This is a genomic window from Spirosoma foliorum (assembly GCF_014117325.1).
Taxonomy (GTDB): domain Bacteria; phylum Bacteroidota; class Bacteroidia; order Cytophagales; family Spirosomataceae; genus Spirosoma; species Spirosoma foliorum.
Window position 1 is genome coordinate 2,219,723 of the sequence record NZ_CP059732.1, and the last position, 22,778, is coordinate 2,242,500.

Consider the following 22,778-nt stretch of genomic DNA (forward strand, 5'->3'; position numbering starts at 1 on the left):
CCATTGGATTTATCGGGTGTGGCTATTTGGCAAGGTTCCGGCTCGCTTACGGGCTATGTTGCCGAGATGGTGGTCCGGTCCCTTCACTGGGCCACCATCGGCCCGGCCCAATAAGGTCTGCCAAACTTGGCTGTATAGCAATGCAATAGCTCGGATCTTTGCTCACTTAAATAACGGCGTTTATAGTTGAATGCTTCTACGCATTAGAAGGCAGGAAATGAATGATGTGTCTCAGAGAGGAGCGATTTAGTGAGACGATATTACCTCAGCTAAACCAGCAAGCTGAAGCAAAATAATGCTGTCAAGGTTGTCTCGAACAACTTAGCGTTTATCGTAGTAATCACGAGGGCGACAACTTGCAAAGGCGGCCAGGTAATGACCGGACGAACGCGCTCCAGCCATATAGACCCCATTCACAAACAGACGAACAGATGCCATTGGGTCAGCGCCATTCGGTTGAGCAGTCAGGTCGATAAATAAATTTCCAGGAGCATGAATGACCTTCTTCCAGCCACCACGAACCCCTTTTTCTTCGTCTACACCACCCGAAGAATTCGTGAATCGGACACTACAATCCTGGCAATCTACCTCATAGCGTACTTCGTACTGCTGCTTATCTAACGCATCTGCTCCCAAGTCATATTGATACCGTATAAAGTACACCAGTAAACCCATACCTATCGCTAGCCCACTCAACAGTTTAGTTCGGTCGCTCGCCAATCCAATGATCGCACAAGCAGCTGCTACGATCAACAGCCTCAAAAGAAGTTCTATGGGTATGGCCCAGCCAATAAGTGCCAATGCCAGAGCGAGCAGGCCAAATGCGTTTGATCGTTTCGGTTTCTGGATGGATTGGTTCATGACATATTTTCGTCGAATGAAGTCAATAGGTATGCTTTACGTTGGCTATAGGTAGAAAATGGTTAGCTTTCCTGGTATCTTCGTCAAGCAACCTTCATCAGGCTGTCTCGAAATGGTATGAACTACGTTTTGTATTGGTTAGTTGTGGTCCTGAAGCTAGTGGGATATGTGGCCATCCCTGTCGCTCTCGTATTTGGTATTCGAACGATCGTTAAGAACTGGCGCAGGAGTCGCTAAAACTAATCGAGTTTAATGCCAAGATCGAGCATTTTACGAGACGTTTTTTTTAATATCTGTCCAACACCATCCGTCGCATACGGTCGGCTAAGGGCTAGCAGGACTATACTTACTACCTATTTTTAAACAGTCAGTAGCTGACAATTTAACGGCCAAAGCGGGTGACTTAACTCATCCGAGACTTTTGCAACAGCCTCTGTAGGGATACATTGATCCTTGATAAAATGCCAGTAGTAACCTGTTATGTCACTACTGGCATTTTATAGTTTGCCTCGTTTGCATGGTCCTTCCAATTTAAAACATCGCATTAATTTAACGGGTTAGTAACTTAGTTTCTATTGGCCGTATTTCTTTTTTATAAAAAGCAGTAAAAGCCCTTTTCATCATGTTCTTTTTTAAGGAGCTAGTTAGCGTAATTATCGATGCGAAGTAAATCCTACAATAGTCCAACGTACTGGCAATCCTTTACCAAAACCGAAGAAACATCCCAGTGGGTAACGGGGCTCAATGAACAGCTTAAACAAGCCACCCACAGAGCTGATGCTCATGTGCAACTTCAACAAGGGCATTTGGCCATCTGTCTGACAACGAACTCATTTTGGTTGGTATATAGTTTTGGCAAAGCGGGTAAGCTAGCGATTCGGACTTGCTTTGACCCTCAATTGATCAAGGGCTTCAGGGTAAGGCGCAGGAGTAAAACTAAAGTTGAGTACTTGATTGACGGTGCTCTGGGTCGATTTCGGGTACTAGTCGAACTGCCAAAAGGGAATTATCCGCTACTGCGTTATACGACCTCGTTGATACCTAACCAACCCTTCACCATTCAGGCGTTTCCCCGGGATGTATATGTGTTGGATTGCGATTTTAATCCGGCTATGACTCAAGGCATGGTCTATGTTACGCAGACCGGCCCAACCTCCGGACTCGCCTATCTATCAGTGACCAAACCAACCGAAGGTTCGCTCCTGTATTTCCAGAACTTTACGGCTCTGAACGACTATTTTCAAACAAGCCAAACCGAGCCTTCGGATACCGTTGGCGTTCAATGGCCGGAGCTTGGCTTTGCGTTGCCGACTGCCACTTCGCCTTTACCAGCCGGAACAGAAATTACGCTTTCCGATGCCTTTCTCTATTTAAGCGACGTCATTCCCCAGAGTGAATTCGAAGCGGCTGATCAGTTTCTGGACGTAATGGCCAGCATTTACCGGCACCTCCCCAAACCCCAAACCGAGTATTATCACTGGCCCAAAGCAGCTGAACGAACGATCCAGGCCTTAAGTGAATCAGCCGGTTGCGGGCGTATGATTCAGAAGCACTTCTACCTAAATGCCTACGTCGATGCTACCTATAAACCTCCCGAAAGCATGGTGCAGCTGGCGATCTTAGTGCCACTTTGGGAGTATCAGCAATGGAGCGAAAAATCACTACCGTTGGTCGAAAGCTTGCAAAAGAGCCTGCCCACGTTTTATGATGCGCAGCAAAAAACACTCATGCGGTGGTTGCCAGGCGGTAGGTTTAAAGAGGAGGTTAGCCAACGTAGTGAGGAGCAGGATCCAACTAAAATAGATTCGTGGTATTTGTTACATACGCTAATGAATCTGGGCCGATTAGCGGACCAGGGCAATACGGAGGCCAAAGAGTTACTGTTTAATTCCCTGGAATTTGTCATTAAAGCAGCGCATCATTTCGCCTATGATTGGCCGGTATTCTATGACATCCATACGTTGGCTGTAATCAAGGCCGAAACTGATGAAGGAAAAGGCGGGGAGCTGGACGTAGCGGGACTCTATACGCACGTCATGGTGCAGATCTATGAACTCACCAAAGAATCTCGCTATCTGGATGAAGCCATTAGGTCTGCTGAACGGTTGCGCGGCAAGGGGTTTGAGTTGCTTTATCAGAGCAATATTACCATTATGAGTGCGCTAACCTTGGCCAAGCTTTGGAAAATTACGGGTAACCGTCTGTATTTCGATCTGAGTCGGCAAGGTTTGGCTAATGTCATCGCTCGCCTGTGGATCTGGGATTGCCAGTTCGGTTTTGGCCAGCATCGAAGTACATTTCTGGGGGTGGCTCCCCTTCGGAATGCCCCCTACTTAGCCGCCTATGAGGAAGGTGAAATTGTAGCCACGATGATTAATTACCTCCAGGAAGTAGGCCGTGATGTTCCTGATTCCATCCGACTGTTCTTTTCGGAGTACATGAAGTATTTGCTACACCGGGGAAAGTATTATTATCCATCGGAACTAGCCGCTGATTCTGTCTGCGAATCGTCCAAAGAAGGACGAATCATCCGGGAGTTACCCATTCCCCTGGAGGATATATCGACAGGTTGGAAGCAGGCCGGAGCCGTCGGTCAGGAAGTTTACGGGGGAGCCTTAGCCTATATTCTGACGAGTTATTCCTATAAACGATTCGCCAGCGTACCAATCATTGTCTTTGCTGATTACCCTATTGATGAGGCCGACTATCAGGTAACAGGCAAAACCAGTGGTTATCTCATTTTACGTTTGGCGGGTACAGCCTCCTATACCTGTCGGGTACGATTTCTAGCTAAAAGTGGCGTTCTGCCCAGCATAAATCTTTACGATGAGGACGCGCCCGATAGCGATCCCTTCAGGCCTAGTGAAACAGCTAAAACGTATCAGGAGTATCAGGTTCAGGGGCATTTACGGCTCCGGTTGGAATGGAGTCGGGACAAAAACAACTGATGATCGTGATACTCTATAGAAATTGCACAAAGCTGCATTAATTATCCCCCTGAACTGCCAGTCCAATTCATCTGACAAGCTTGTTCACTAAATCATTCTGGTTCACTGTTCCTTTAAATGCCCCATTTCTTGACGTAGCTGTAGGTTAAATAATTACTTTTGATTGACATCTTCTATTGACGAGCACGAATGATTTTACGAGTACTCTTTACGTTGCTAGTGGCCTTTACAACTTCGATCCTTCATGCCCAGACACCAGAAAATGGAATTGATCGTAGACTGTTTAATGAAATTGTTCGAAGTGGTCTCCTTCATCGGCCCTTACCACTTGATCATGCCCGGTCTTTTGAAGCCATGTCGCTGACAAAGCCAGTCCTAAAAGCGCAGCCGCTGAGTGCCGCGGCTGTTTTCAACAATTGGAAACATACGGGCTATGGAAAACTGGCCATGGTTACTAGTCGCACAAAATCTGGTCAGCCTACATTGCGGTTGAGTTTGCCCACAGCTACCGGAAAACGAGCTGTGGGCTCGGTCAATGACCCAGACTATGCCACTTATGGCAACTGCCGCATGCAATTGGACTTGAATGGGGCGAACTGGGAAGCCTACAACCGACTTGAATTTTTTATTTACCCGGAGGCCGAAGGGGCGCAGGTAGTAAATATCAATATTGATTGTCGAAATAGGAACCGATCCGCCAAAAAAGGAACGCTGACGGCTTCCGCCGATCATCTTATCAATTTGACCAACCACCAGTGGAACCGCTGTTATCTGGATTTGTCGGACCTAAGGCGAGATGAAGTAGATGAAATTGCTTTTTACGTGTCGCTAAAAGGCAAGAACTTAACCACCGGCGACTCGGTCATTTATTACATTGATCAGCCCGTTTTAAAACAAGTAAAAACCCAGGAAATAAGTCATGGGTGGATGCCAGCCCCCAACAGTATTGTTTATTCCACATCGGGCTACATGGCCGAAGGCAAAAAAACGGCTATTGCTAACCGGGTAAGCGGTAAACCCAATACTCGTTTTCAACTTATCAATGAAGCGACTCACCAGATAGCTTATGAAGCGAACGCCAAGCGTGTACAAACGTCTACGGGTGATTACGAGGTACTTGATTTTAGTTCGTTCACAAAAGTCGGGACCTACCATCTCGTCTTCGGTTCGATAAAAACGGCTTCCTTCGGGATTGGCACTCGTATCTGGACGGCTTCCCAGTGGCGGGTATTAAATTATATTTTCTGTCAGCGGTGCGGGTATGCGGTGCCGCAAATACACGGCCAGTGTCATCTTGACCTGTTTTCTGAACATAAGGGGAAAAAGATTTCCTACAGTGGTGGCTGGCATGACGCAGGCGACCTTTCTCAGCAAACCTTGCAAACGGCCGATGTTACGTTTGCCTTGCTGGAATCGTTCAAAAATCAGCGAACAAAAGATCCATTACTGGCAGCCCGCTTGCGGGAAGAGGCCGAATGGGGACTCAATTTTGTATTGAAGAACCGGTATGACGACGGCTATCGGGCCAGCAGCATGGGATTGCTTATTTGGCAGGATGGTGTAATAGGCACGCTGGATGATATTCAATCGGTGCGGGTACAGAATAACTCGTTTGATACGTTTCTCTATGCCGCTTACGAGGCTTATGCCGCCATGACCCTGGATGGAGATCCTGCGTTTAGCGAATACCTGAGAAAAATAGCCCGGGAGGACTTTTCGTTGGCGATGAAGACGTATCGGGAAAATGGGTATGGGGGCTTCACCCAGATGTATGAACATAACTATAATACGTCGCAAAGCCAGTATATGGCCACTGTTTCCTGGGCAGCCAGTATGCTTTACCAATTGACGGGTGAAAAGCAATACGCCCAAACGGCCGCCGATTTTATTCGTTATACACTCAAGTGTCAACGGACCACTCCGCTGGGTGATGCGAAGGGAACTAAAGGTTTTTTTTACCGGGATACGACTCGAAAGTCCATTGTGCATTTCGTACATCAGTCCCGAGATCAGGTGTATATGCAGGCACTTATTCTCTTATGTCAAACGCAGCGCAATCATCCTGATTATTCGAAGTGGTACCAGGCGGTGCAGTTGTATGGCAATTACCTCAAAGACATCCTGGTTTACACGGCTCCATACGGCATGATACCGAGTGGTGTGTACCATAAAGATGAAGCGTCGGATTCAGCGTCCTTCTACTCGTTGCATTTATTTCCGCCAGCCAACGCCAAAGAGTTATATACGGAACAACTGACAAAAGGGGTAAAGCTGGATGACGAGCATTACCTGAAGCGATTCCCCGTTTGGTTCAGCATTTTCAATGGCAATACGGCGGTCCATCTATCTACCGGCAAGGCGGCTGCCATGTGTGGGCATTTTTTAAACGATGAAAAGTTACTTCAGATCGGGCGTGAACAATTGTACTGGACGGTCGGAAAAAACCCATTTGGTCAATCGCTCATTTACGGGGAAGGAAACAGGTATCCGCAACTGGATAGTTTTTCTTCCGGTGAAATAACCGGGGAAATACCGGTCGGCATACGAACCGCCAATAACGACGATGTTCCCTGGTGGCCGGCCATCAATAATGCTACCTACAAAGAGGTGTGGGTTACTTCAGCCGGCAAGTGGTTATCGTTACTAGCCGAATACTAACGTATTGACCGGGTCGCCGGAGCATGGGTATTATAATGTTCGCCGGTTGCATTCGGGGTTGGGCTACCGTTCCCCAATTGATTTTGAAAACCAATTTCACCACACTAATTTGTTAAACTCTCAAAAGTGAAATGTCCGCCCAGATAGGAAGAAGATAGCTGATAGCCAAAGTATTATGGAGTAGTCTTGCCGGAGAATTGGCTGCTTCTTGTTTAATGAATTGATAGATCAGCCTTAAATCTGTCAGCTGAACATGGCGACATCTTTTTTTAATCTCGCGCGGCTTCGGCCGTCCGATCCATTTCGCTCTGCCGAAGTTGTCGTTTGAGTGACTCGATTTCGACTTCCAGAGCAGAAGTTTGTTTTTCTTCCCCTATACTCTTTTTTTCAGCCGCTCGCCAGGCATGAATGATGCTATCGCTGATGCCCATTTTACGAGCTAGGGCAAGGATGGGTTCGCCGTTGGCAACTGGCCGCAACCCATCGGCCCGTGCGGGCGGCCCCGTTGAATTCAGCGGTATACTTTCGTTTGGGAACGGTCCGTCGTGGCGGTTGAATGTTTGGCCATTTGACACGAAGTTAAAAAAGCTTCGTGTCCGGATTTTTAGGGCCATCTCAATATGCCATTCAACCATCTTTTAGACCTTTTATCATAGGTATAAGGGGAAAATGGCAAAGTACCTTGCATCGCATAGTACCTTTCTGTACCTTTGATTCATGAAATTCACGAAACCAGTAGATACGAATGAATATTGAAAACGCTCAAGTGCAAATGCGGAAGGGCATCCTGGAGTTCTGCATTCTGCACATCATATCGCGGGGCGAAATCTATGCCTCCGATATGCTCGACGAGCTGACCTCCGCCCGAATCATGGTTGTGGAGGGTACCTTGTACCCACTGCTAACCCGTTTGAAAAATGCCGGTCTGCTCGATTATAAATGGGTCGAGTCCACATCCGGGCCACCACGCAAATACTACATTCTGACCGACCTTGGCCGCAATTCGTTAGATGCCCTGAACGAAACCTGGCAGGAACTTGCCGAGTCCGTTAATGCGATTGTCGGGAAAGTTGAGCAGCATAAAAAGCTTACCAACGGCGCAGTGTCTGTTTCGCCTTCACCCGATCCAACTAGCCCACCAGCCAACGCTTAACCTATTCTCTTCTATAAACCGAATCGTCGGACCGTCATGAAAAAGACAATAAGTATTAATATAAGTGGCGTCATCTTTCACATAGAAGAGGATGGCTACGACAAGCTGAAAAATTACCTGACTACTGTACAACAATACTTTTCGACCTACGAAGACAGTCAGGAAATTGTAACCGATATTGAGAACCGGATCGCTGAGAAACTTCTGGCTAAATTAAAAGCGGCTGATAAACAGGCTGTTTCGTTAGAGGATGTCAATGAGCTGGTTGCCGCAATGGGTACCGTTGCCGACTTTGAAGCCGTTGAGGAAGAAGAAGTGCTGGTCACCAGCGGTGGCCGTAATTCAGCATCAGGCACGGGGCAAGGTGCACGAAACACAGCTACGTCAAATCCAAGTTCTGCCTCTGGTGCCTCATCTCAGGCTTCGCAATCGTCGTTCGAACCACGTCGACTAGTGCGCGATGTACGGCGGAAAACCCTTGGTGGTGTATGTGCGGGCTTAGCACACTATTTTAATATTGATGTAGTGTGGGTGCGTTTAATCTTCTTGACCCTGTTTTTAGCATTGCCTCCGTTGGGACATGAGTTTGGAGCGGGCGTGTCGAGCTTCGTTTTTATCGTGTACATCGCGATGTGGATTGCCCTACCAGGCGTCACGACGATTGAGGATGATAAAACGGTTAAAAAGTTCTTCCGAAATCCTGAAGATAAAGTACTTGGGGGCGTTGCGTCAGGGATTGCAGCCTATTTCGGAGTCGATACGGGTATTATCCGACTGCTGTTTGTATTGGGTATTGTGTTCTTTGGCGTTGGATTTCTTTTGTATATCGTACTTTGGATGATTGCTCCTCAGGCAAATACACTCACCGAAAAGATGGAAATGCAGGGGCAACCCATCACGCTTTCCAACATTGAGCACAGCATCAAGCAAAATTTGAATATCAACGAAACAGTTCATAATGAAAGCACGCTGACCCGTTTACTGTTGTTCCCTTTCCGGGCCATTGCAACGATCATTGGCGGATTAGGTAGCGCTCTTGGGCCTTTGTTAAATGGCGTTGTTTCGCTGATTCGGGTATTTGCTGGTGTTATGATGTTGATTCTGGCTTTCGCTGGGATGATTGTTTGCCTAGCATTTCTAGGAGCCGCTATCGGTATCAGTACAGGTAACTCCTTTACAAACAGTGATTTCCCGATTGAAATGTTCCGGCATGATATTTCGGTTCCGATGGTGTTTTCCGGGGTTTTAGTTGGTCTGCTTCCGGCGTTTGGTTTAGCGATTCTGGGGATTATGCTTATCACGATGAAGAGTGTGTTGAGTAGCCGTACTGCCCTTACACTGGCTGGGGTTTGGCTCGCTAGCCTGGTAGTTTTTGCCGGTACCGCTACGCCTGTACTGTCTAGCTTCCAACGTCGGGGAACGGTTGAGGAAACGAAGGTATTGAGTGTGTCCGCAGCCATTCCAACCTTTGCCATGAATCAGGTAGAAAATGACGACAACTGGCGCCCATCTATTGATGTGAAAGGATACGAAGGAACAACCTTGAACCTAGTGCAGTATTTCCGGTCGCAGGGCCGTACTCGGGCTGATGCTCAAGCAAATGCGCGCCAAATTAAGTATGCCTATTCGATTAAAGATTCAACGGTACGTTTCAACGAAACGATCGAATTGACACCGAATGCTCGTTTCCGGGGGCAGGATTTGGACATGGATCTGTTAGTTCCGTATGAAAAACCATTCCGAATGACTCGCGATTTCGCTCGCTTTATTCGCAATGAATTTGGGGAGAAAGAGTTTGACCGAATGGAGTCGAGTATCTGGAAATTTACCAAAAATGATGGCCTGGTTTGTATCAACTATCCAAGGGAAAAAGATCAGGAAGACGACAGCGAGGATAATGACGTAACTGATCTTACCGATGATGTACAGAATGCAGTTGCCAGCGAATTAGGTGATGACTTCGATCACATTGGCGACCATACCCGGCAATTCAATGTCAGCGAGTTCTCAAAAGTAGATGTTGGTGGTGCATTTGTGGTACGTTTCCGTAAAGGAACGACCTATAAAGTTGTCGCCGATGGACGTGAAAAGGATTTGGATGATATAAACGTAAAAGTGACTGGTAATCAGCTACAAGTGTCCATTGATCGTAATGGTTTGTTCGACTGGAGCAATCGTAAACGCATCGGCTTAACAATCACTGTTCCATCCATCGACGAATTAAAACTATCAGGAGCTTCGAAAGCCAGCTTAGTTGAATTCGGAAACTTCAAAACACTGGATATCGACATGAGTGGTGCTTGTCGGACAGTCTTCGATGGTTCTGTGGAGAAGCTGAATATCGAACTATCGGGGGCCTCGAACGTAGTCTTGCGCGGTCATGCTAACCAATTAGAGGCTGATCTGAGTGGCGCTAGTAAAATCGAAGCCAATGGTATGGAGGTCGATAGAGCCCACGTTGATGCCAGCGGAGCCAGTCATGCTACCCTTGGCCATGTTGGTACGATTGATTCTGAAACCTCAGGTGCCAGTAAGGTAACGCACCAGTAAGATTAATGTGGAATGAATAATGGATAATGTAGAATGAATAATAGACTGTCTTCATAAGTCATTATTCATTCTACATTATCCATTATTCATTTATGTTTACTCTTTTCCACCGCAGATTCTACTTTCCCCTCGGCCACAGCTACTTCTTTTTCCTGCTTTTTGTTTTCGCGTTCAAAAACCTGAATGAGCACGATGAAGTAGGAGAGGAGTAATGGACCAACGACCAGGCCCAGAATCCCAAAAATAGGTACGCCTAATACAATACCCGCCAGCGTAATGAGTGGGTGAATATCGCCCATACGTCTGGCTAACATAATGCGGAGTAAGTTATCGATATTGATGATTACCACAGCTCCGACAACCAGAATACCTACCCCCTGAGCCGTGTTGCCCTGCGAGAGCTGAATTAAGCCGGCTGGAGCCCAAATGATTGGGGTTCCGAGGACGGGGATAAACGCCATAAAAAAGGCCACGGTCCCCCAGAACAACGAATCGGGTACGCCAAAAATCCACAGCGTTAATCCGGTTAGTATACCCTGTACCAAACTAACCAATGCCTGACCCAGCACGTTGGCATTGACGTTGTTTTTGAGTGATTCCCCCAGCTCCTTTTGCGTATCTCGTTTGAACGGCAGGTACTTCTGAAGCCCTTTCTGAAAGGCTTCCTGTTGCACAAACATGAAGTACATGGTGAACAGCATAAGGCCCAGTATGACAATAAAGTCGAGTGTACTACCTGCTAATGAGGGAAGTAATCTACTGGCATAAGTGCCACCCTGACGGAGAAGCGTCTGAATATTTTGCTGACTGGTAATCTTATAACCTGTCAGCTCTTCGGCTTTCTTGACTAAATTTAGAATATCCTGGGTATGCTGCGAATAATATTGTATTCGGTCGATGAGTAATAAACTCAGCGTTAGAAACGGCATAATAATCACAACCACTGAGAAGACGATCAGGATAGACGTCACCAGCGATCGGTTCCAGTTTCGTTTGATGGCCAGCGCCGTGAACCAGGGTCGTAAGACGACGTAGAGAATGCCTGCCCCCAGAAAAGCCGATATGTAGCCGCTGAGGCCATAAATGATAAAGCCTGCAATGACAATCAGGCTTGTAATTAGTAAAACCCGTTGCTGTTGGGGTGTGTAAATATTGGACATAAGTCAACTAAGTGCTGCGTTGAATGTACGCATTTTATTAAAAACGCATTAAACAGCCTCAATTGTTTAAAAAAGGAGAAGGGGGAGGAAAGGGACGAGGGGGAGAAAGGATAAAAAATGAAGAACGCCTATCCCTGACTTTCCTTTCCTCCTTCTTGTCCCTTTCTTCCCCCTTCCCCTTAAATTTTTAACATTCAGTAGCACTCAGCGCCAATCCAGCTTCGGAGGTTTCCTTGTATTTTGTCGACATATCGCGGCCAGTGGCTTTCATTACTTTGACGACCGCATCGAGTGAGATTTTCTGGAACGAAGCCGCACCGGAAGTTGCCAGTAGAAACGCATTATACGCTTTTACGGCACCCATCGCGTTGCGTTCAATACATGGAATCTGGACATAACCACCAATGGGGTCGCAGGTCATGCCGAGGTGGTGTTCAATGCCAATTTCGGCGGCCGCTTCGATGGGGGCAATATCGCCGATCGGTTGCGCGCAACGGGTCAAAAATGCGGCTCCCATAGCCGAGGCTGTCCCAATTTCACCCATGCAGCCCATTTCGGCACCTGAAATACTGGCATTATGTTTTACTAAGAAGCCAATAGCCGCAGCCGCCAGCATACCGGCCCGCAACGTTGGTCGATCGTAGTGAAAGTGGTGTTTAGCCAAATACGTAAGACCCGGAATGACGCCCGAAGCCCCCGAAGTTGGGGCCGTGACAACAATACCACCGGCGGCATTTTCTTCCGATGCCGCGAGGCAATAGGCATTCAGGAAGATCAAAAAACTATCCGACGACTGGCTCATGCCTTTGGCCTGATGGAACAGAATCGGTGCTTTTCGGGTCAGTTTAATAGAGCCAGGTAGAATGCCTTTGTGTCGAAGCCCGCGCCGAACGGCTTTGTGCATAAAGTCCAGTATCTGATCGAGCCGCTGGTTTACTTCCGCTTTAGTACGATTAGTTAGCGCCATTTCATTGGCCATCAGCAACTCGTCCAGCGAAATCTTATTGATTTTGAGCTGGTTTTTCAGCTCCGCCATCGTTGCATATGGATAGGGTACCGATAGACTATTGGGATCTATTTCGGGTTCTCCTTTACGGATAATAAAGCCACCTCCAATAGAATAGTATTCTTCCGAATAGAGGGTCTGTTCTCCGTTGGCGAGCCGCAGCACCATCGTATTGTGATAGGGAGAGTCGTATCGAATGCGCTCAAAATGAATCTGTTGGGGGCCAAGTTCAATAAGCTGATCACCAACTGGAATTGGATAGGTTACAGAGCCATCACGCAGCAGTTTAAGTAGCGCATCGGGGTCGGTAGTTTCGGGTTGCCAGCCTAATAAGCCAGCAACAATAGCCCGGTCGGTGCCGTGTCCTTTGCCCGTCGCACTCAGCGAACCGTACAGATGCACGTGAATGGCAGTAGCCTGCTGCTGAGTTTCAGGGGGGAGCTGGGCTAGTCGTTGCCGAAAATCGAAAGCCGCCTTCATCGGGCCGATTGTGTGTGAACTAGACGGCCCCGGCCCGACCTTAAACAGATCGAAAATGGAGGTTGTAATAGGGTTAGTAGGCATGTTGATGAGAGTCGGTTACTGGTCCAAACTTCGAATCTGGTCCAGATATTGGGCTGGTAATAGTATTCGCTGCACAACCGATCGGAGACCAAGGGCATTCAGCAGACCATACAAACCCAGGGAATAATTCAGCAGCGATTTATTTGAAAGGTTCAGCAACTGCCGTACTTGCTCGGGCACGAGTATACCCTGTACCTGGAGAAGCAAACTGTACCGCCATTTACCAAGTTCTTCCTGGTATCGCCGGAACAATTTATCGGTAAACTCACTATGAACCAAATCCCGATTGAGGTGAGCCTCCCGATCAATTTTCCAATCGGCATAGGTAGTGGGTAAATTGGGAACCCCCATACCAACCCCAACCTGTTGAAATACACTGAACAGCTCTTCGCGTTCGGGGGCAGTAAGGGGTCGTTTTAAGGTTTCGTAGGCTCGCTCGGAGTAGTCGATGAGCATGTAAAGTACATCCCGATAGGCCCAGTCGGGGATTTGGTAGCCTCGTTTATTCTCAATGCCGGTATGAATAGCACCCATCCGGCTAATCGATTGTCGGGCTTTATCTTCAGGAAAGAATACGATTTCCTGGGCGTAACGAACTGTTGAGAACAAACGACCGATGGGATCGGCGGGTAGCTTGCCTGTATAAAAAAGCCAGTCAACGGCTTTGTTCAGCGCAAATTCGGCAGCTGATCCAGCGAAAACAAGCAGAATCACATCGGCATCGCCCCAAATCTGACGTACGATAGAGCCGGGTTTTACGAAATAGGTTGTCATTGATGATCAAAAATGGTCAGCTATAGTCAAAACATTGTCAGGGTCAGGCTATTTTGACTTCTCTGACTACTTCTGACAAAACTTGACAATTGTCTGACAAAGCTTACATCGCTAAGACAACAAATTCAACGCGTCGGTTCTTTTTTTTTATTTTCTTCTGAATCGTTGGGGGCAACCGGTTTTGTATCGCCGTAGCCATTGTAGTGAATCCGTTTCTCGTCAATTCCTTTCCGAGAGATATAGCTGGCAATTACTTTAGCCCGGTTCTCCGAGAGGGCCTTATTCAGTCGTCGGTCACCAACATTATCGGTATGTCCGGCTATTTCGATTTCCAGGTTTGGCGCAGTCGCTAATGTTTTTACGAGTTTGTCCAGCTGGGGAAATGATTCTGGACGAAGTAAATAGCTGCTTTGATCGAAATACAGATTATCGAGCCTGAAAGCCTGATTAACCTGTAGGTTTCGGAAAATACTGTCGGGCTTCGGTTCTTCTTTTTCAAGCCGCACAACGTAACCATAATCGGTGCAGGTATCGCACGTAACCACCATCAATTCTTCGGCTTCATAATAGCCGGGAGCACTGGTTATCACATTCAGCGTGTCGGTACGCGTCAGTATAAAGGCAAAGGATTTGCCATCAAGCTGGCTTTTGCCAACAAATTTTTTCTTGGATTGATTTGCCTCAATGGTAAATTGTGCGGCTACTTCTGCTGATGTTTTGTCATCTACCGCCGAAATAGTAAATACTGTTTTCTGCGTTTTAATACCGCCTGATTGCTGGCCTAAACAAAAAAGAGGAAAGCAACATAGCCACAAGTAACGGACTATAGTCATTAGCGTACTGGTTCAAGACTGAAAATTGCTACAGTAAATGCTACCGGCAAAACTCATACCAAAACCGGTGCGCCACGGCAATAAATCTCTACTTGAGACCGTAGTTATTCTTCTAATAGCCAGATTACTTTTGCTTCCACCTGCTGCAAATACCCCGTGCTAGCGCACCATTTGCTGTCTATTTAACGTGAATTATGGAGGATTTACGAATAGAATCATACTAGTTTTCTGTCATCCCGACCTCAGGAGGGATCTTCGGTAAATAACCAATTGCCAAAGATCCCTCCTGAGGTCGGGATGACAAAAAATAGCATTATAAATCGTTGATAATCAGGGAGAAATTTTAGGCTCTATCCATTATTCACGTTATTTATAGTAGCCCCAAACCTCTCTGCTGGCAATTACGGGCATTGTCACTACATAGGGTACCGCAATTTCGTCCAGCATCTGACGATCGCCTACACGGTCTTCGGGTAAGCGATTTATGGGTATGTGCGGGCCTGATTTTTCCTTTTTGTTTGTATAGATGAATGCAATAGGTACTGCGTATCTGCCTTTAAAGTCGGGACTTACATTTGTTAGATTTTCCAGTGCCTTTTTCACCTCAGCCGTGAAGCCAAACCCAATATTCTCCGGGCTAAGAATGACCACATTTTGAATACCTCCCTGTGCATCGACATCGAATCCGGCATAAACACGCCCGTAAATCCCTTGTTTCCCAACCCAGCCAGGATACGTGATCTGGGATTCGAGACTACGCTTAAATAATTCTTCTTTACTTAAATGAGCAAGGCTTTTTTGATTAGCGACTACCAGCGAATCATAGACATTTATAATATCGATGACATCGTTCGTGGTCAGTTGCCGGTTAGGAATTTTCGATTCCAGAGCCTGGGCTTGATCGGCAAAAGCCTCCAACAGCAATTTTTTGGATAAATTGATGAGCTTAGGTTCTCGGTCGCCTTTTTGGATATAGTACTTTGTTTTGACGCGGTAGATGCCCTGAATATTTAGATCTTTATAATATCGGGTTTTTACTTCTTCGGCACTGTTGCGCGGCTCTAGTTGACTGGTCAAACTCGTCCAAAGCTTAGTTGGTCCGTTATGTACAATTGAAAAATACGTTCGATAGTCCAGGCCAGCTATGCTGTTTTGCAAACGTACAAACTTGGTATTGTTGATGGTAAACAATTCGGGCGTAATCACTTTCACTGCAGAATCACCGGCAAACTTGCACAGGACTTCACTCGTAACTAGATTATAAGCCAGCTCGCAGTCCAGCTCTTTTCCTGATTTATCCAGTTGAACTTTGCCCTCTTGCCAAACGGGAAAGGTGTAGAAAGGGCTTTCCAGAAACGTTACCTGTGTGTAGGTCGCTGTTGTGGCCGTTTGTCGGCCTGAGGCATAACTATCCGATTTTGTTAAGATCTGCCCTTTGTCGTCTTTGTAAACAACGATTTGGCCATAAGTCTTTAAAACAGATAAGGTGCAAAGCAATAGAACGAGCCGAATCATAATGGTTAAGGGTGGAAAAAATGAATAGATGCGTAAACTAGTGGTAGGGCGTTGCGGTAAAGGTGTTTTTTAGGGAAGTAGCTGGCTAGGGGTGGTGTCCCGAAAATGAATTAACAGATCGAAACGGCCTGTCAATGCTGTTATACTATAGTACTGCTCGGGTTTACTTTCATCAAACAGGGCACCGACTTCGAAGAGCGGGTACTTGGCGCTCAGCCAATCGGTTAAGGTTGAGCTTACTTTTGCATCGTGAAGATTCAAGGCAAAGTTGGCGTATTGCCCTTTTCCAAGTAAGTAGTTAAATGAGTTAGTTACACCTTCAGTACGAACTGATAGGGTCTTTAAATTACGACTGCTCTGAGAGGCATCAACTACGGTAAACGAACCATTTGTGAGCAATTGACCCACCATCAGGTACTTATTGGTCAATTGCTCTTTCAGGATAGCGCCCATTGACGGAAAGTTACAGAACGCATAAGGAATATTGGCAATATGATAGTTGTGGGCCCATAAGGTTAGTTTGCCAATGTTCGCCCTCGTTAACATCCATTGAACATTCTCAGCCATGTACCGATCTCGTTTGACACTATAATTGCAGGAGCTTGCATCGCCTAAATCCTGTTGCTGGAAGAGAACGCGAGCCGCTTGCCTGGCAATTTCGTACTCCTGCCGCCCCCCTGAAGCAACCCATTGACTCTCATTCGAGACAAAAAGATTAGATAACGCGGTCAACTTGTTTGCATACTGTTGCCGGAGTTGATCTGTTACTGATGATTGACCAAGAAGTGCAAATTGAGTGACTAACGAATCAACGCGTGGTACAGAGGCTGGGTCGACTTTAGTTAGAAACTCGGTAATTAATGGAAATTCATCATCAGCATACTGGCAATCAAAACCGTAAAACGATAGTTGTTTGTCAGCCGATTTACCGACATTGTAGTCTTTCATCCATTGGAGTAATTCCCGTACCTCGTCGGTCGACCACGTCCAGAAATACATGCTTTTAGCCGCTGAGGTTGCGGCCGACAGACCTGTACTTTGGCCATGAATAAACCGATTTACAATAACTGCCCGTCCGAAATTAGCCTCAAAAGCGATGGTCTGATGGCCATGTTTTTGAACCAGATAGCGAAACAATCGATCTTTCATTCGGAAAAATTCTCGCGTACCGTGCGTGCCTTCGCCCAGACCCACCACCTGCGCTTTTGCCAGAATAGTATCAAGGGGTGCCAACTCGGTAAAATCACGCGTAGGATCAGCGTCCTGTAGCGGCAGGATAATTTTGTTAAACGCCTGAACAACGCTGACTTTGTCAGAAGATAAGTCTGCCAGTGGATCAGGGTCAGTCTTTTTGCAACTTGCCACAAACAGACTGAATACAAAGAGGAGCATCAGGCGAAAAACTTGACAGGGCATTAACATAACCGAATAATGAAGTGAACTCTACCAGATAACTATCAACGTCTGCCGTTTCCTTAATTCACCGATAACGAGACATCATCGTAATAAGCAGTACCCGTAGTTTTGGGCAGAAAAAAGATTAACGCATAATAGCTATAGGTTTTCGCAGGGAACGAATCGAAGGTTATGGTATATTCTTTAAAATCATTGGTCCCAGTAATCGAGGTTTTCCCCTCAGTCGATGTATAGAAAGCAGGGGCATAGTTATCGTTGACGCCCAGGTTGCCTCCAATAGCAATTGAAATGCCATTACCCTGTATGTTAACAGTCTTAATTTTGACCTTTAAGGTTAGCTTGGCACCCGTAGGAATAGGTGTTGTAGAGGTAAAAAGATCTTGCTGAAAAAGTTGATAGGTCGAATCATTCGGGGCCAGATTGCAACTAACTTTTATAGAGTGAGTGGGCGACGAGGATGCTTCGGTCGAATAATCGACTGTGTAGCTAGTAGGGCGAGTCGTATTATTTTTGAGAACGTCTGTCCTCCAGGTCGAGTAAGGTGATGTTTCAAAATCTCCACCCGTAAGTACATTCGCAATTTGCATAGGTTGAGCTTCATCCTTTTTGCAGGAATTGAACAAGAAACTAATAGTGAGTAGAGACAGAAGTACTGGGGCCGCTTTCATAACAAAAATGTAGAGATGTAGATAAATATGTATGGAAGAAAAGTTGCTCCAATAACTACTTTAATTGAAAAAGGTCAATTAAACCTATGTTAAATTTTATTTTAAGGTTGCTGGGCCTCTAAATCGATACATGTACAGCGAGCAATGGTCATAAAATAGAAAAGCCCCGACCAAACGGCCGGGGCTTTTCTATATGAAAGAGTGTGAAAATTAAACTCGGTGCATCCAGCCAAAGCTATCGGCAATCTTGCCCGTGCGTAAATCGCTCAGGTAATTTCTCACCCGAACCGCAACCGAATCTTCGGGAGCAAACTCAGGCAGCATATAGTCTTTACCATTGTAGCCAATAAGCGAATAAGGCGAGGAACCTACGGCTGTGCCAGCACCAAAGGCCTCCGTCAACCGGCCGGTTTCGATACCACTGATTACTTCTTCGATAGAAACTAAGCGCTCTTCGACCTCCATACCCCAGCTTCGGGCAATTTTCAAAATCGAATCGCGGGTAACACCTTTCAAAATTGAATCAGAGGTGGCTGGTGTCACAATTTTGCCATCAATAACGAAGATGATGTTCATTGTACCCGATTCCTCAATGTATTTGTGTTCGCGAGCATCGGTCCAGATCAACTGATCGTATCCTTGTTGTTGCGCCATTAGCGTTGGGTATAGCGAACCGCCGTAGTTGCCAGCACACTTAGCATAACCCACACCACCTGGAGCCGAGCGAATGAACTCGGTTTCCACTTTCAGTTTAGGTGGGTTAGAATAGTAAGCGCCAACCGGACAGGTGAAAATGCAGAAACGGTACGTTTTTGAGGGAGCTACGCCCAGATACGTATCGGTCGCAAACATGTACGGACGGATGTACAACGAGCTATCAGGTGTATTAGGCACCCAATCAGCATCGATACGGAGCAGCGTTTCCAGACCACCCATGAATACTTCTTCGGGTAGGGTAGCCATGCACATCCGCTTTGCAGACTCGTTCATCCGCGCAAAGTTGGCTTGCGGACGGAACATCAATACTTCACCAGCCTCGTTCTTGAACGCTTTCATGCCTTCAAAAATTGACTGGCCATAATGTAGCGACGACAGAGCGGGGCTTAGCGTGAAATTGTCGAATGGCACAATCATTTGATTTTGCCACTCACCATCTACGAAATCGGCCACAAACATGTGGTCCGAGAAATGTTTTCCGAAAGGCAGATGATTAAAATCTACCTCCTGAAGGCGGGAGCGTTCCGCTTTCCGCAATTCAATTTGCAATACGTCCGTCGTCATAACAGCTGTGGTTAATGAGTTAGCCTGCTGATGGTCAGGCTACGGCAAAGCTAAAAAATTAGATTGAGTAAGTTTAGTTGTCAAGACAACTTTTTTTCAAGTTGTTTTCAGTACGCCATATTTTCAAAATATGGCGTACTGAAAACAACTTGAAATCACGTTCTGGGCTTCCAGGCTACTTCCTCAGCATTCAATTCCTGTGCCATCTTTCGACTGAGGACAAACAGATAATCAGACAGTCGATTCAGGTATTGTATCACCAGCTCATCTACGGGAGATTCCTCCGTTAAGGCAATCACCAGTCGCTCAGCCCGACGGCAAACAGTTCGGGCGAGGTGACAAAACGATACCGACTGATGTCCTCCAGGTAAAACAAAAGCGCGTAACTCAGGCAGTTCAGTATCCATTGCATCCATAGCCTGCTCGAGTAGAAGCACATCGTCTGGAATAATGACAGGAATTGCCCGTTTAGGAGCCTTTTCGGGATCAGTGGCCAGTTCGGCTCCGACGGTAAATAACCGGTCTTGAATTTCCTTTAATAGCCCTTTCTGACTTTCATTGACTGGCTGGTCGCGTACCAGTCCGATCCATGAATTAAGTTCATCAACCGTTCCATAGGCATCAATTCGTAAATCGGCTTTGCTTATCCGACGCCCACCAATCAACGCCGTTTGGCCTTTATCGCCTGTTTTTGTGTAAATCTTCATAGAATCACGAAACCAAAATGCTCAACAAATGGCTAAGCTAACGGATTTCCCCCGTTCGAGCCGTACCTTTGCGCGCTGATTTAAAAAAGCCAGTTGTAAATCTCATAAGTGATTCCAGGCGATTAAGACTAGTCACTCAATCACTCAATCACTCAATCACTCATTAGTATTAATGAAAGCAGGTACATTTTTTGTCCGTGTGTGGCGCATTTTGTCCATTGCCGGATTCTTATTCGCGCTATTTAGCAGTTATATTTCGTATCCCGATGAGGTCAACGTTCGGTTCGACGATCAGAATCACTCACTTCAAACGATCAATCGCGAAACAATTTTTTACATCGCCATTGCTATTTTCCTGATTAACAATACACTGGTTAATGCCGTAGCCCGACTTTTTCTGCGTGTACCAACTCCCCAGCTTCTTGTGCCTAATCAGGCTATTTGGGCGAATCATCGGCCAAAGCTCAACGTGCTCTTTAAGGAATGGTTTAGCATGATTATCGCATCTATTAATACGATACTAGGCTTGGGTCTATTGGTACTTTCATTCCTTAATCGTTCTGACCGCCCGATTCGATATATTGAGTACGCCTGGTTATTACCGCTGACTACTGTGATCCTGATTGCAGTACTGGCTTGGTTGCCTATACGTTTGTTCATGAAACCCGGTGACGATGACTGAAACAAATGAATTGTTACTGAGTCAGTTTCAGTACGATCTGCCGGATGAACGTATCGCCAGATTTCCGCTCCCTCAGCGCGATTCGTCGAAGCTGCTTGTGTACCAGCAGGGCCAGATTCGTCATGAACGATTCACTAGTTTGCCGGATTTATTGCCTGCAACCAGTTTTCTGGTCTTTAATAATACAAAGGTCATTCCGGCACGACTGCATTTTACCAAGCCAACGGGAGCTGTTATCGAACTGTTTCTACTTAATCCCTTCCCGAATTCGCAGCCCATTAGTAAGGCAATGGAAGCCACAGGCTCGGCTGTCTGGCAGGGAATGATCGGTAATCGTAAACGTTGGAAACCAGACGAAACGCTGGAAACAACATTGCCAACGCCAAACGGAGAGGTCAAGTTGTCGGTACGGTGGCATACTTATGAGCAATCGGCCGTTGAATTAAGCTGGCAACCTGCCGAATTAACGTTCGCTCAGCTCATACACTATGCGGGCGAAATTCCGTTGCCTCCCTATCTCAAACGTGATGCTACGGAAACGGATCGGGAAACATACCAGACTGTCTACTCGAAGCAGGAGGGAGCGGTAGCCGCACCCACAGCTGGCCTACATTTCACCCCGGCTGTATTCGACGCATTGGCCAGCCGAGGAATTGATCATGACTATTTAACGCTGCATGTAGGGGCTGGAACATTTCAACCTATTAAAACGGAAGATGTTCGCCAGCATCACATGCATACGGAGGAGGTTGTGTACACACAGCAGAATCTCCGCAATCTGCTCGCGCATATCGATACTGTGGTAGCCGTTGGGACAACCTCCATGCGTGCCTTGGAAAGTTTGTATTGGATGGGCGTTAAATTAATACGTCAGGATGCCAACCCGTTCCAACTCGACCAGCATTATGCCTATCAGGTTCCCATTCAGGAACAGCCCAAAGCAGAGGATTCGTTAAACGTCGTATTACAGTCACTGATCGATTCTCGTAAAGAATCAATCGTAGCATATACAGGTATCTATATTACACCGGGTTATCAGTTCAAATTGTGTAAAGGTATTGTTACCAATTTCCACCAACCCGGCTCAACGCTGATTCTTTTAATCTCTGCTCTCATTGGCGATGATTGGAAGCGTATATATAAGGAAGCACTAGAAAACGATTATCGCTTCCTGAGTTATGGCGATTCGTCGTTGCTTTTACCGTAATTATTAATTTTGCAATCGACTATTAGAATTTAAAGAGCGAAAGAGCGAAAGAGTGCAAGTGCGAACAAGAAACGCCTTCTCAAATCGCTCCTTCGCTCTTGCACTCTTTCGCTCTTTATGAATTTTATTGAAGAACTCCGCTGGCGAGGCATGTTGAACGACATGACCCCCGGTACTGAAGAACAACTCCAGAAAGAACTGACGGCGGGCTATATTGGATTCGATCCTACAGCCGCGTCGCTCCACATCGGTAACCTGGCAACCGTCATGTTACTAGTGCATTTGCAGCGAGCTGGCCACAAACCGTTTGCACTGGTTGGAGGAGCAACCGGTATGATTGGCGACCCGTCGGGAAAAGCCGCTGAGCGAGAGTTTCTGTCCGAAGAGACCTTACGACGTAACCAGGAAGGAGTCCGGCAGCAGCTAACCAAATTCCTCGACTTTACTAGTGGCGCCAATTCCGCCGAAATGGTCAATAATTACGACTGGTTTAAGGAGATTTCGTTCCTGGGTTTCCTGCGTGAAGCAGGCAAACATATCAGCGTCAATTATATGATGGCGAAAGATTCGGTCAAGAAGCGGCTCGAGACCGGGATTTCCTTCACCGAATTCTCCTATCAGTTATTGCAGGGCTATGATTTTTACTGGCTCTATAAGAATAAGAATGTCCGATTACAGATGGGCGGCTCCGATCAATGGGGTAATATCACGACTGGCACTGAATTGATCAGGCGTAAAGAAGGCCGTGAAGAATACCAGGCTTTTGCGCTGACCACACCTTTGGTAACGAAAGCA

The 22,778-nt window shown here is 46.5% G+C and carries 17 protein-coding genes and 1 pseudogene (1 of these 18 cut by a window edge); 7 read left to right on the top strand and 11 right to left on the bottom strand.

Annotation, left to right across the window (positions count from 1 at the left end; translation table 11 throughout):
• Positions 1-321: 321 nt before the first annotated feature.
• On the bottom strand, positions 322-861 hold the full coding sequence (locus H3H32_RS09095; RefSeq protein ID WP_182462373.1) for a hypothetical protein: 540 nt from the start codon (positions 859-861) through the stop codon (positions 322-324).
• Between the two features lie 659 nt (positions 862-1,520).
• Here H3H32_RS09095 and H3H32_RS09100 point away from each other — a divergent pair.
• Positions 1,521-3,809: a hypothetical protein gene (locus tag H3H32_RS09100; protein ID WP_182462374.1), complete on the top strand. Its 2,289-nt coding sequence runs from the start codon at positions 1,521-1,523 to the stop codon at positions 3,807-3,809.
• Between the two features lie 189 nt (positions 3,810-3,998).
• Complete coding sequence (locus tag H3H32_RS09105) at positions 3,999-6,467, top strand: glycoside hydrolase family 9 protein (protein WP_182462375.1); 2,469 nt, start codon at positions 3,999-4,001, stop codon at positions 6,465-6,467.
• A 269-nt stretch (positions 6,468-6,736) separates the two neighbouring features.
• Here H3H32_RS09105 and H3H32_RS09110 read toward each other — a convergent pair whose 3' ends face one another.
• Positions 6,737-7,042 carry a hypothetical protein gene (locus tag H3H32_RS09110; RefSeq protein ID WP_182462376.1) on the bottom strand — a complete coding sequence of 102 codons (306 nt, stop codon included), beginning with the start codon at positions 7,040-7,042 and terminating at the stop codon, positions 6,737-6,739.
• A 170-nt stretch (positions 7,043-7,212) separates the two neighbouring features.
• Between H3H32_RS09110 and H3H32_RS09115 the strand changes: the two genes are divergently transcribed.
• Entirely contained in the window at positions 7,213-7,620 is a 408-nt protein-coding gene (locus H3H32_RS09115; RefSeq protein ID WP_182462377.1) for a PadR family transcriptional regulator, read from the top strand.
• A gap of 36 nt (positions 7,621-7,656) precedes the next feature.
• On the top strand, positions 7,657-10,170 hold the full coding sequence (locus H3H32_RS09120) for a PspC domain-containing protein (RefSeq protein ID WP_182462378.1): 2,514 nt from the start codon (positions 7,657-7,659) through the stop codon (positions 10,168-10,170).
• An 86-nt stretch (positions 10,171-10,256) separates the two neighbouring features.
• Here H3H32_RS09120 and H3H32_RS09125 read toward each other — a convergent pair whose 3' ends face one another.
• The 9 genes from H3H32_RS09125 to H3H32_RS09165 form a co-directional block, all read right to left on the bottom strand.
• On the bottom strand, positions 10,257-11,330 hold the full coding sequence (locus H3H32_RS09125) for an AI-2E family transporter (RefSeq protein WP_182462379.1): 1,074 nt from the start codon (positions 11,328-11,330) through the stop codon (positions 10,257-10,259).
• 187 nt (positions 11,331-11,517) lie between these two features.
• Positions 11,518-12,900 (bottom strand): L-serine ammonia-lyase, encoded by a 1,383-nt coding sequence (locus H3H32_RS09130; RefSeq protein WP_182462380.1) that lies wholly within the window; start codon positions 12,898-12,900, stop codon positions 11,518-11,520.
• 15 nt (positions 12,901-12,915) lie between these two features.
• Positions 12,916-13,674 (bottom strand): oxygenase MpaB family protein, encoded by a 759-nt coding sequence (locus H3H32_RS09135; RefSeq protein ID WP_182462381.1) that lies wholly within the window; start codon positions 13,672-13,674, stop codon positions 12,916-12,918.
• A 125-nt stretch (positions 13,675-13,799) separates the two neighbouring features.
• The gene (locus H3H32_RS09140; protein WP_240543731.1) at positions 13,800-14,507 is read right to left on the bottom strand and encodes an OmpA family protein; all 708 of its coding nucleotides are present in this window, start codon (positions 14,505-14,507) and stop codon (positions 13,800-13,802) included.
• 366 nt (positions 14,508-14,873) lie between these two features.
• Positions 14,874-16,022 (bottom strand): hypothetical protein, encoded by a 1,149-nt coding sequence (locus tag H3H32_RS09145; RefSeq protein ID WP_182462382.1) that lies wholly within the window; start codon positions 16,020-16,022, stop codon positions 14,874-14,876.
• Between the two features lie 69 nt (positions 16,023-16,091).
• A complete protein-coding gene (locus H3H32_RS09150; protein ID WP_182462383.1) occupies positions 16,092-17,438 on the bottom strand; it encodes an erythromycin esterase family protein in 1,347 nt (448 codons plus the stop codon).
• A gap of 59 nt (positions 17,439-17,497) precedes the next feature.
• Positions 17,498-18,106, bottom strand: coding sequence for a hypothetical protein (locus H3H32_RS09155; protein ID WP_182462384.1), 609 nt, complete (start codon positions 18,104-18,106; stop codon positions 17,498-17,500).
• A 210-nt stretch (positions 18,107-18,316) separates the two neighbouring features.
• A complete protein-coding gene (locus H3H32_RS09160; RefSeq protein ID WP_182462385.1) occupies positions 18,317-19,387 on the bottom strand; it encodes a branched-chain amino acid aminotransferase in 1,071 nt (356 codons plus the stop codon).
• Positions 19,388-19,542: 155 nt separating this feature from the next.
• Positions 19,543-20,094 carry a cob(I)yrinic acid a,c-diamide adenosyltransferase gene (locus H3H32_RS09165; RefSeq protein WP_182462386.1) on the bottom strand — a complete coding sequence of 184 codons (552 nt, stop codon included), beginning with the start codon at positions 20,092-20,094 and terminating at the stop codon, positions 19,543-19,545.
• A gap of 172 nt (positions 20,095-20,266) precedes the next feature.
• Between H3H32_RS09165 and H3H32_RS09170 the strand changes: the two genes are divergently transcribed.
• The 3 genes and pseudogenes from H3H32_RS09170 to tyrS all read left to right on the top strand — a co-directional run.
• Positions 20,267-20,776 carry a hypothetical protein gene (locus tag H3H32_RS09170; protein ID WP_182462387.1) on the top strand — a complete coding sequence of 170 codons (510 nt, stop codon included), beginning with the start codon at positions 20,267-20,269 and terminating at the stop codon, positions 20,774-20,776.
• Positions 20,769-21,983: an S-adenosylmethionine:tRNA ribosyltransferase-isomerase gene (locus tag H3H32_RS09175; RefSeq protein WP_182462388.1), complete on the top strand. Its 1,215-nt coding sequence runs from the start codon at positions 20,769-20,771 to the stop codon at positions 21,981-21,983. Before H3H32_RS09170 ends, H3H32_RS09175 begins: the two co-directional genes overlap by 8 nt.
• A gap of 117 nt (positions 21,984-22,100) precedes the next feature.
• Positions 22,101-22,778: pseudogene (gene tyrS, locus H3H32_RS09180) on the top strand (tyrosine--tRNA ligase); it runs 610 nt beyond the window's last position.

What these genes read in the sequence shown, in the direction of transcription:
- H3H32_RS09120 (WP_182462378.1), top strand. Translation starts at nt 7,657, where the DNA reads ATGAAAAAGACAATAAGTATTAATATAAGTGGCGTCATCTTTCACATA.
- H3H32_RS09100 (WP_182462374.1), top strand. Translation starts at nt 1,521, where the DNA reads ATGCGAAGTAAATCCTACAATAGTCCAACGTACTGGCAATCCTTTACC.
- H3H32_RS09140 (WP_240543731.1), bottom strand. Translation starts at nt 14,507, where the DNA reads ATGACTATAGTCCGTTACTTGTGGCTATGTTGCTTTCCTCTTTTTTGT.
- H3H32_RS09135 (WP_182462381.1), bottom strand. Translation starts at nt 13,674, where the DNA reads ATGACAACCTATTTCGTAAAACCCGGCTCTATCGTACGTCAGATTTGG.
- H3H32_RS09130 (WP_182462380.1), bottom strand. Translation starts at nt 12,900, where the DNA reads ATGCCTACTAACCCTATTACAACCTCCATTTTCGATCTGTTTAAGGTC.
- H3H32_RS09095 (WP_182462373.1), bottom strand. Translation starts at nt 861, where the DNA reads ATGAACCAATCCATCCAGAAACCGAAACGATCAAACGCATTTGGCCTG.
- H3H32_RS09155 (WP_182462384.1), bottom strand. Translation starts at nt 18,106, where the DNA reads ATGAAAGCGGCCCCAGTACTTCTGTCTCTACTCACTATTAGTTTCTTG.
- H3H32_RS09145 (WP_182462382.1), bottom strand. Translation starts at nt 16,022, where the DNA reads ATGATTCGGCTCGTTCTATTGCTTTGCACCTTATCTGTTTTAAAGACT.
- H3H32_RS09160 (WP_182462385.1), bottom strand. Translation starts at nt 19,387, where the DNA reads ATGACGACGGACGTATTGCAAATTGAATTGCGGAAAGCGGAACGCTCC.
- H3H32_RS09125 (WP_182462379.1), bottom strand. Translation starts at nt 11,330, where the DNA reads ATGTCCAATATTTACACACCCCAACAGCAACGGGTTTTACTAATTACA.
- H3H32_RS09170 (WP_182462387.1), top strand. Translation starts at nt 20,267, where the DNA reads ATGAAAGCAGGTACATTTTTTGTCCGTGTGTGGCGCATTTTGTCCATT.
- H3H32_RS09165 (WP_182462386.1), bottom strand. Translation starts at nt 20,094, where the DNA reads ATGAAGATTTACACAAAAACAGGCGATAAAGGCCAAACGGCGTTGATT.
- H3H32_RS09115 (WP_182462377.1), top strand. Translation starts at nt 7,213, where the DNA reads ATGAATATTGAAAACGCTCAAGTGCAAATGCGGAAGGGCATCCTGGAG.
- H3H32_RS09175 (WP_182462388.1), top strand. Translation starts at nt 20,769, where the DNA reads ATGACTGAAACAAATGAATTGTTACTGAGTCAGTTTCAGTACGATCTG.
- H3H32_RS09150 (WP_182462383.1), bottom strand. Translation starts at nt 17,438, where the DNA reads ATGCCCTGTCAAGTTTTTCGCCTGATGCTCCTCTTTGTATTCAGTCTG.
- H3H32_RS09105 (WP_182462375.1), top strand. Translation starts at nt 3,999, where the DNA reads ATGATTTTACGAGTACTCTTTACGTTGCTAGTGGCCTTTACAACTTCG.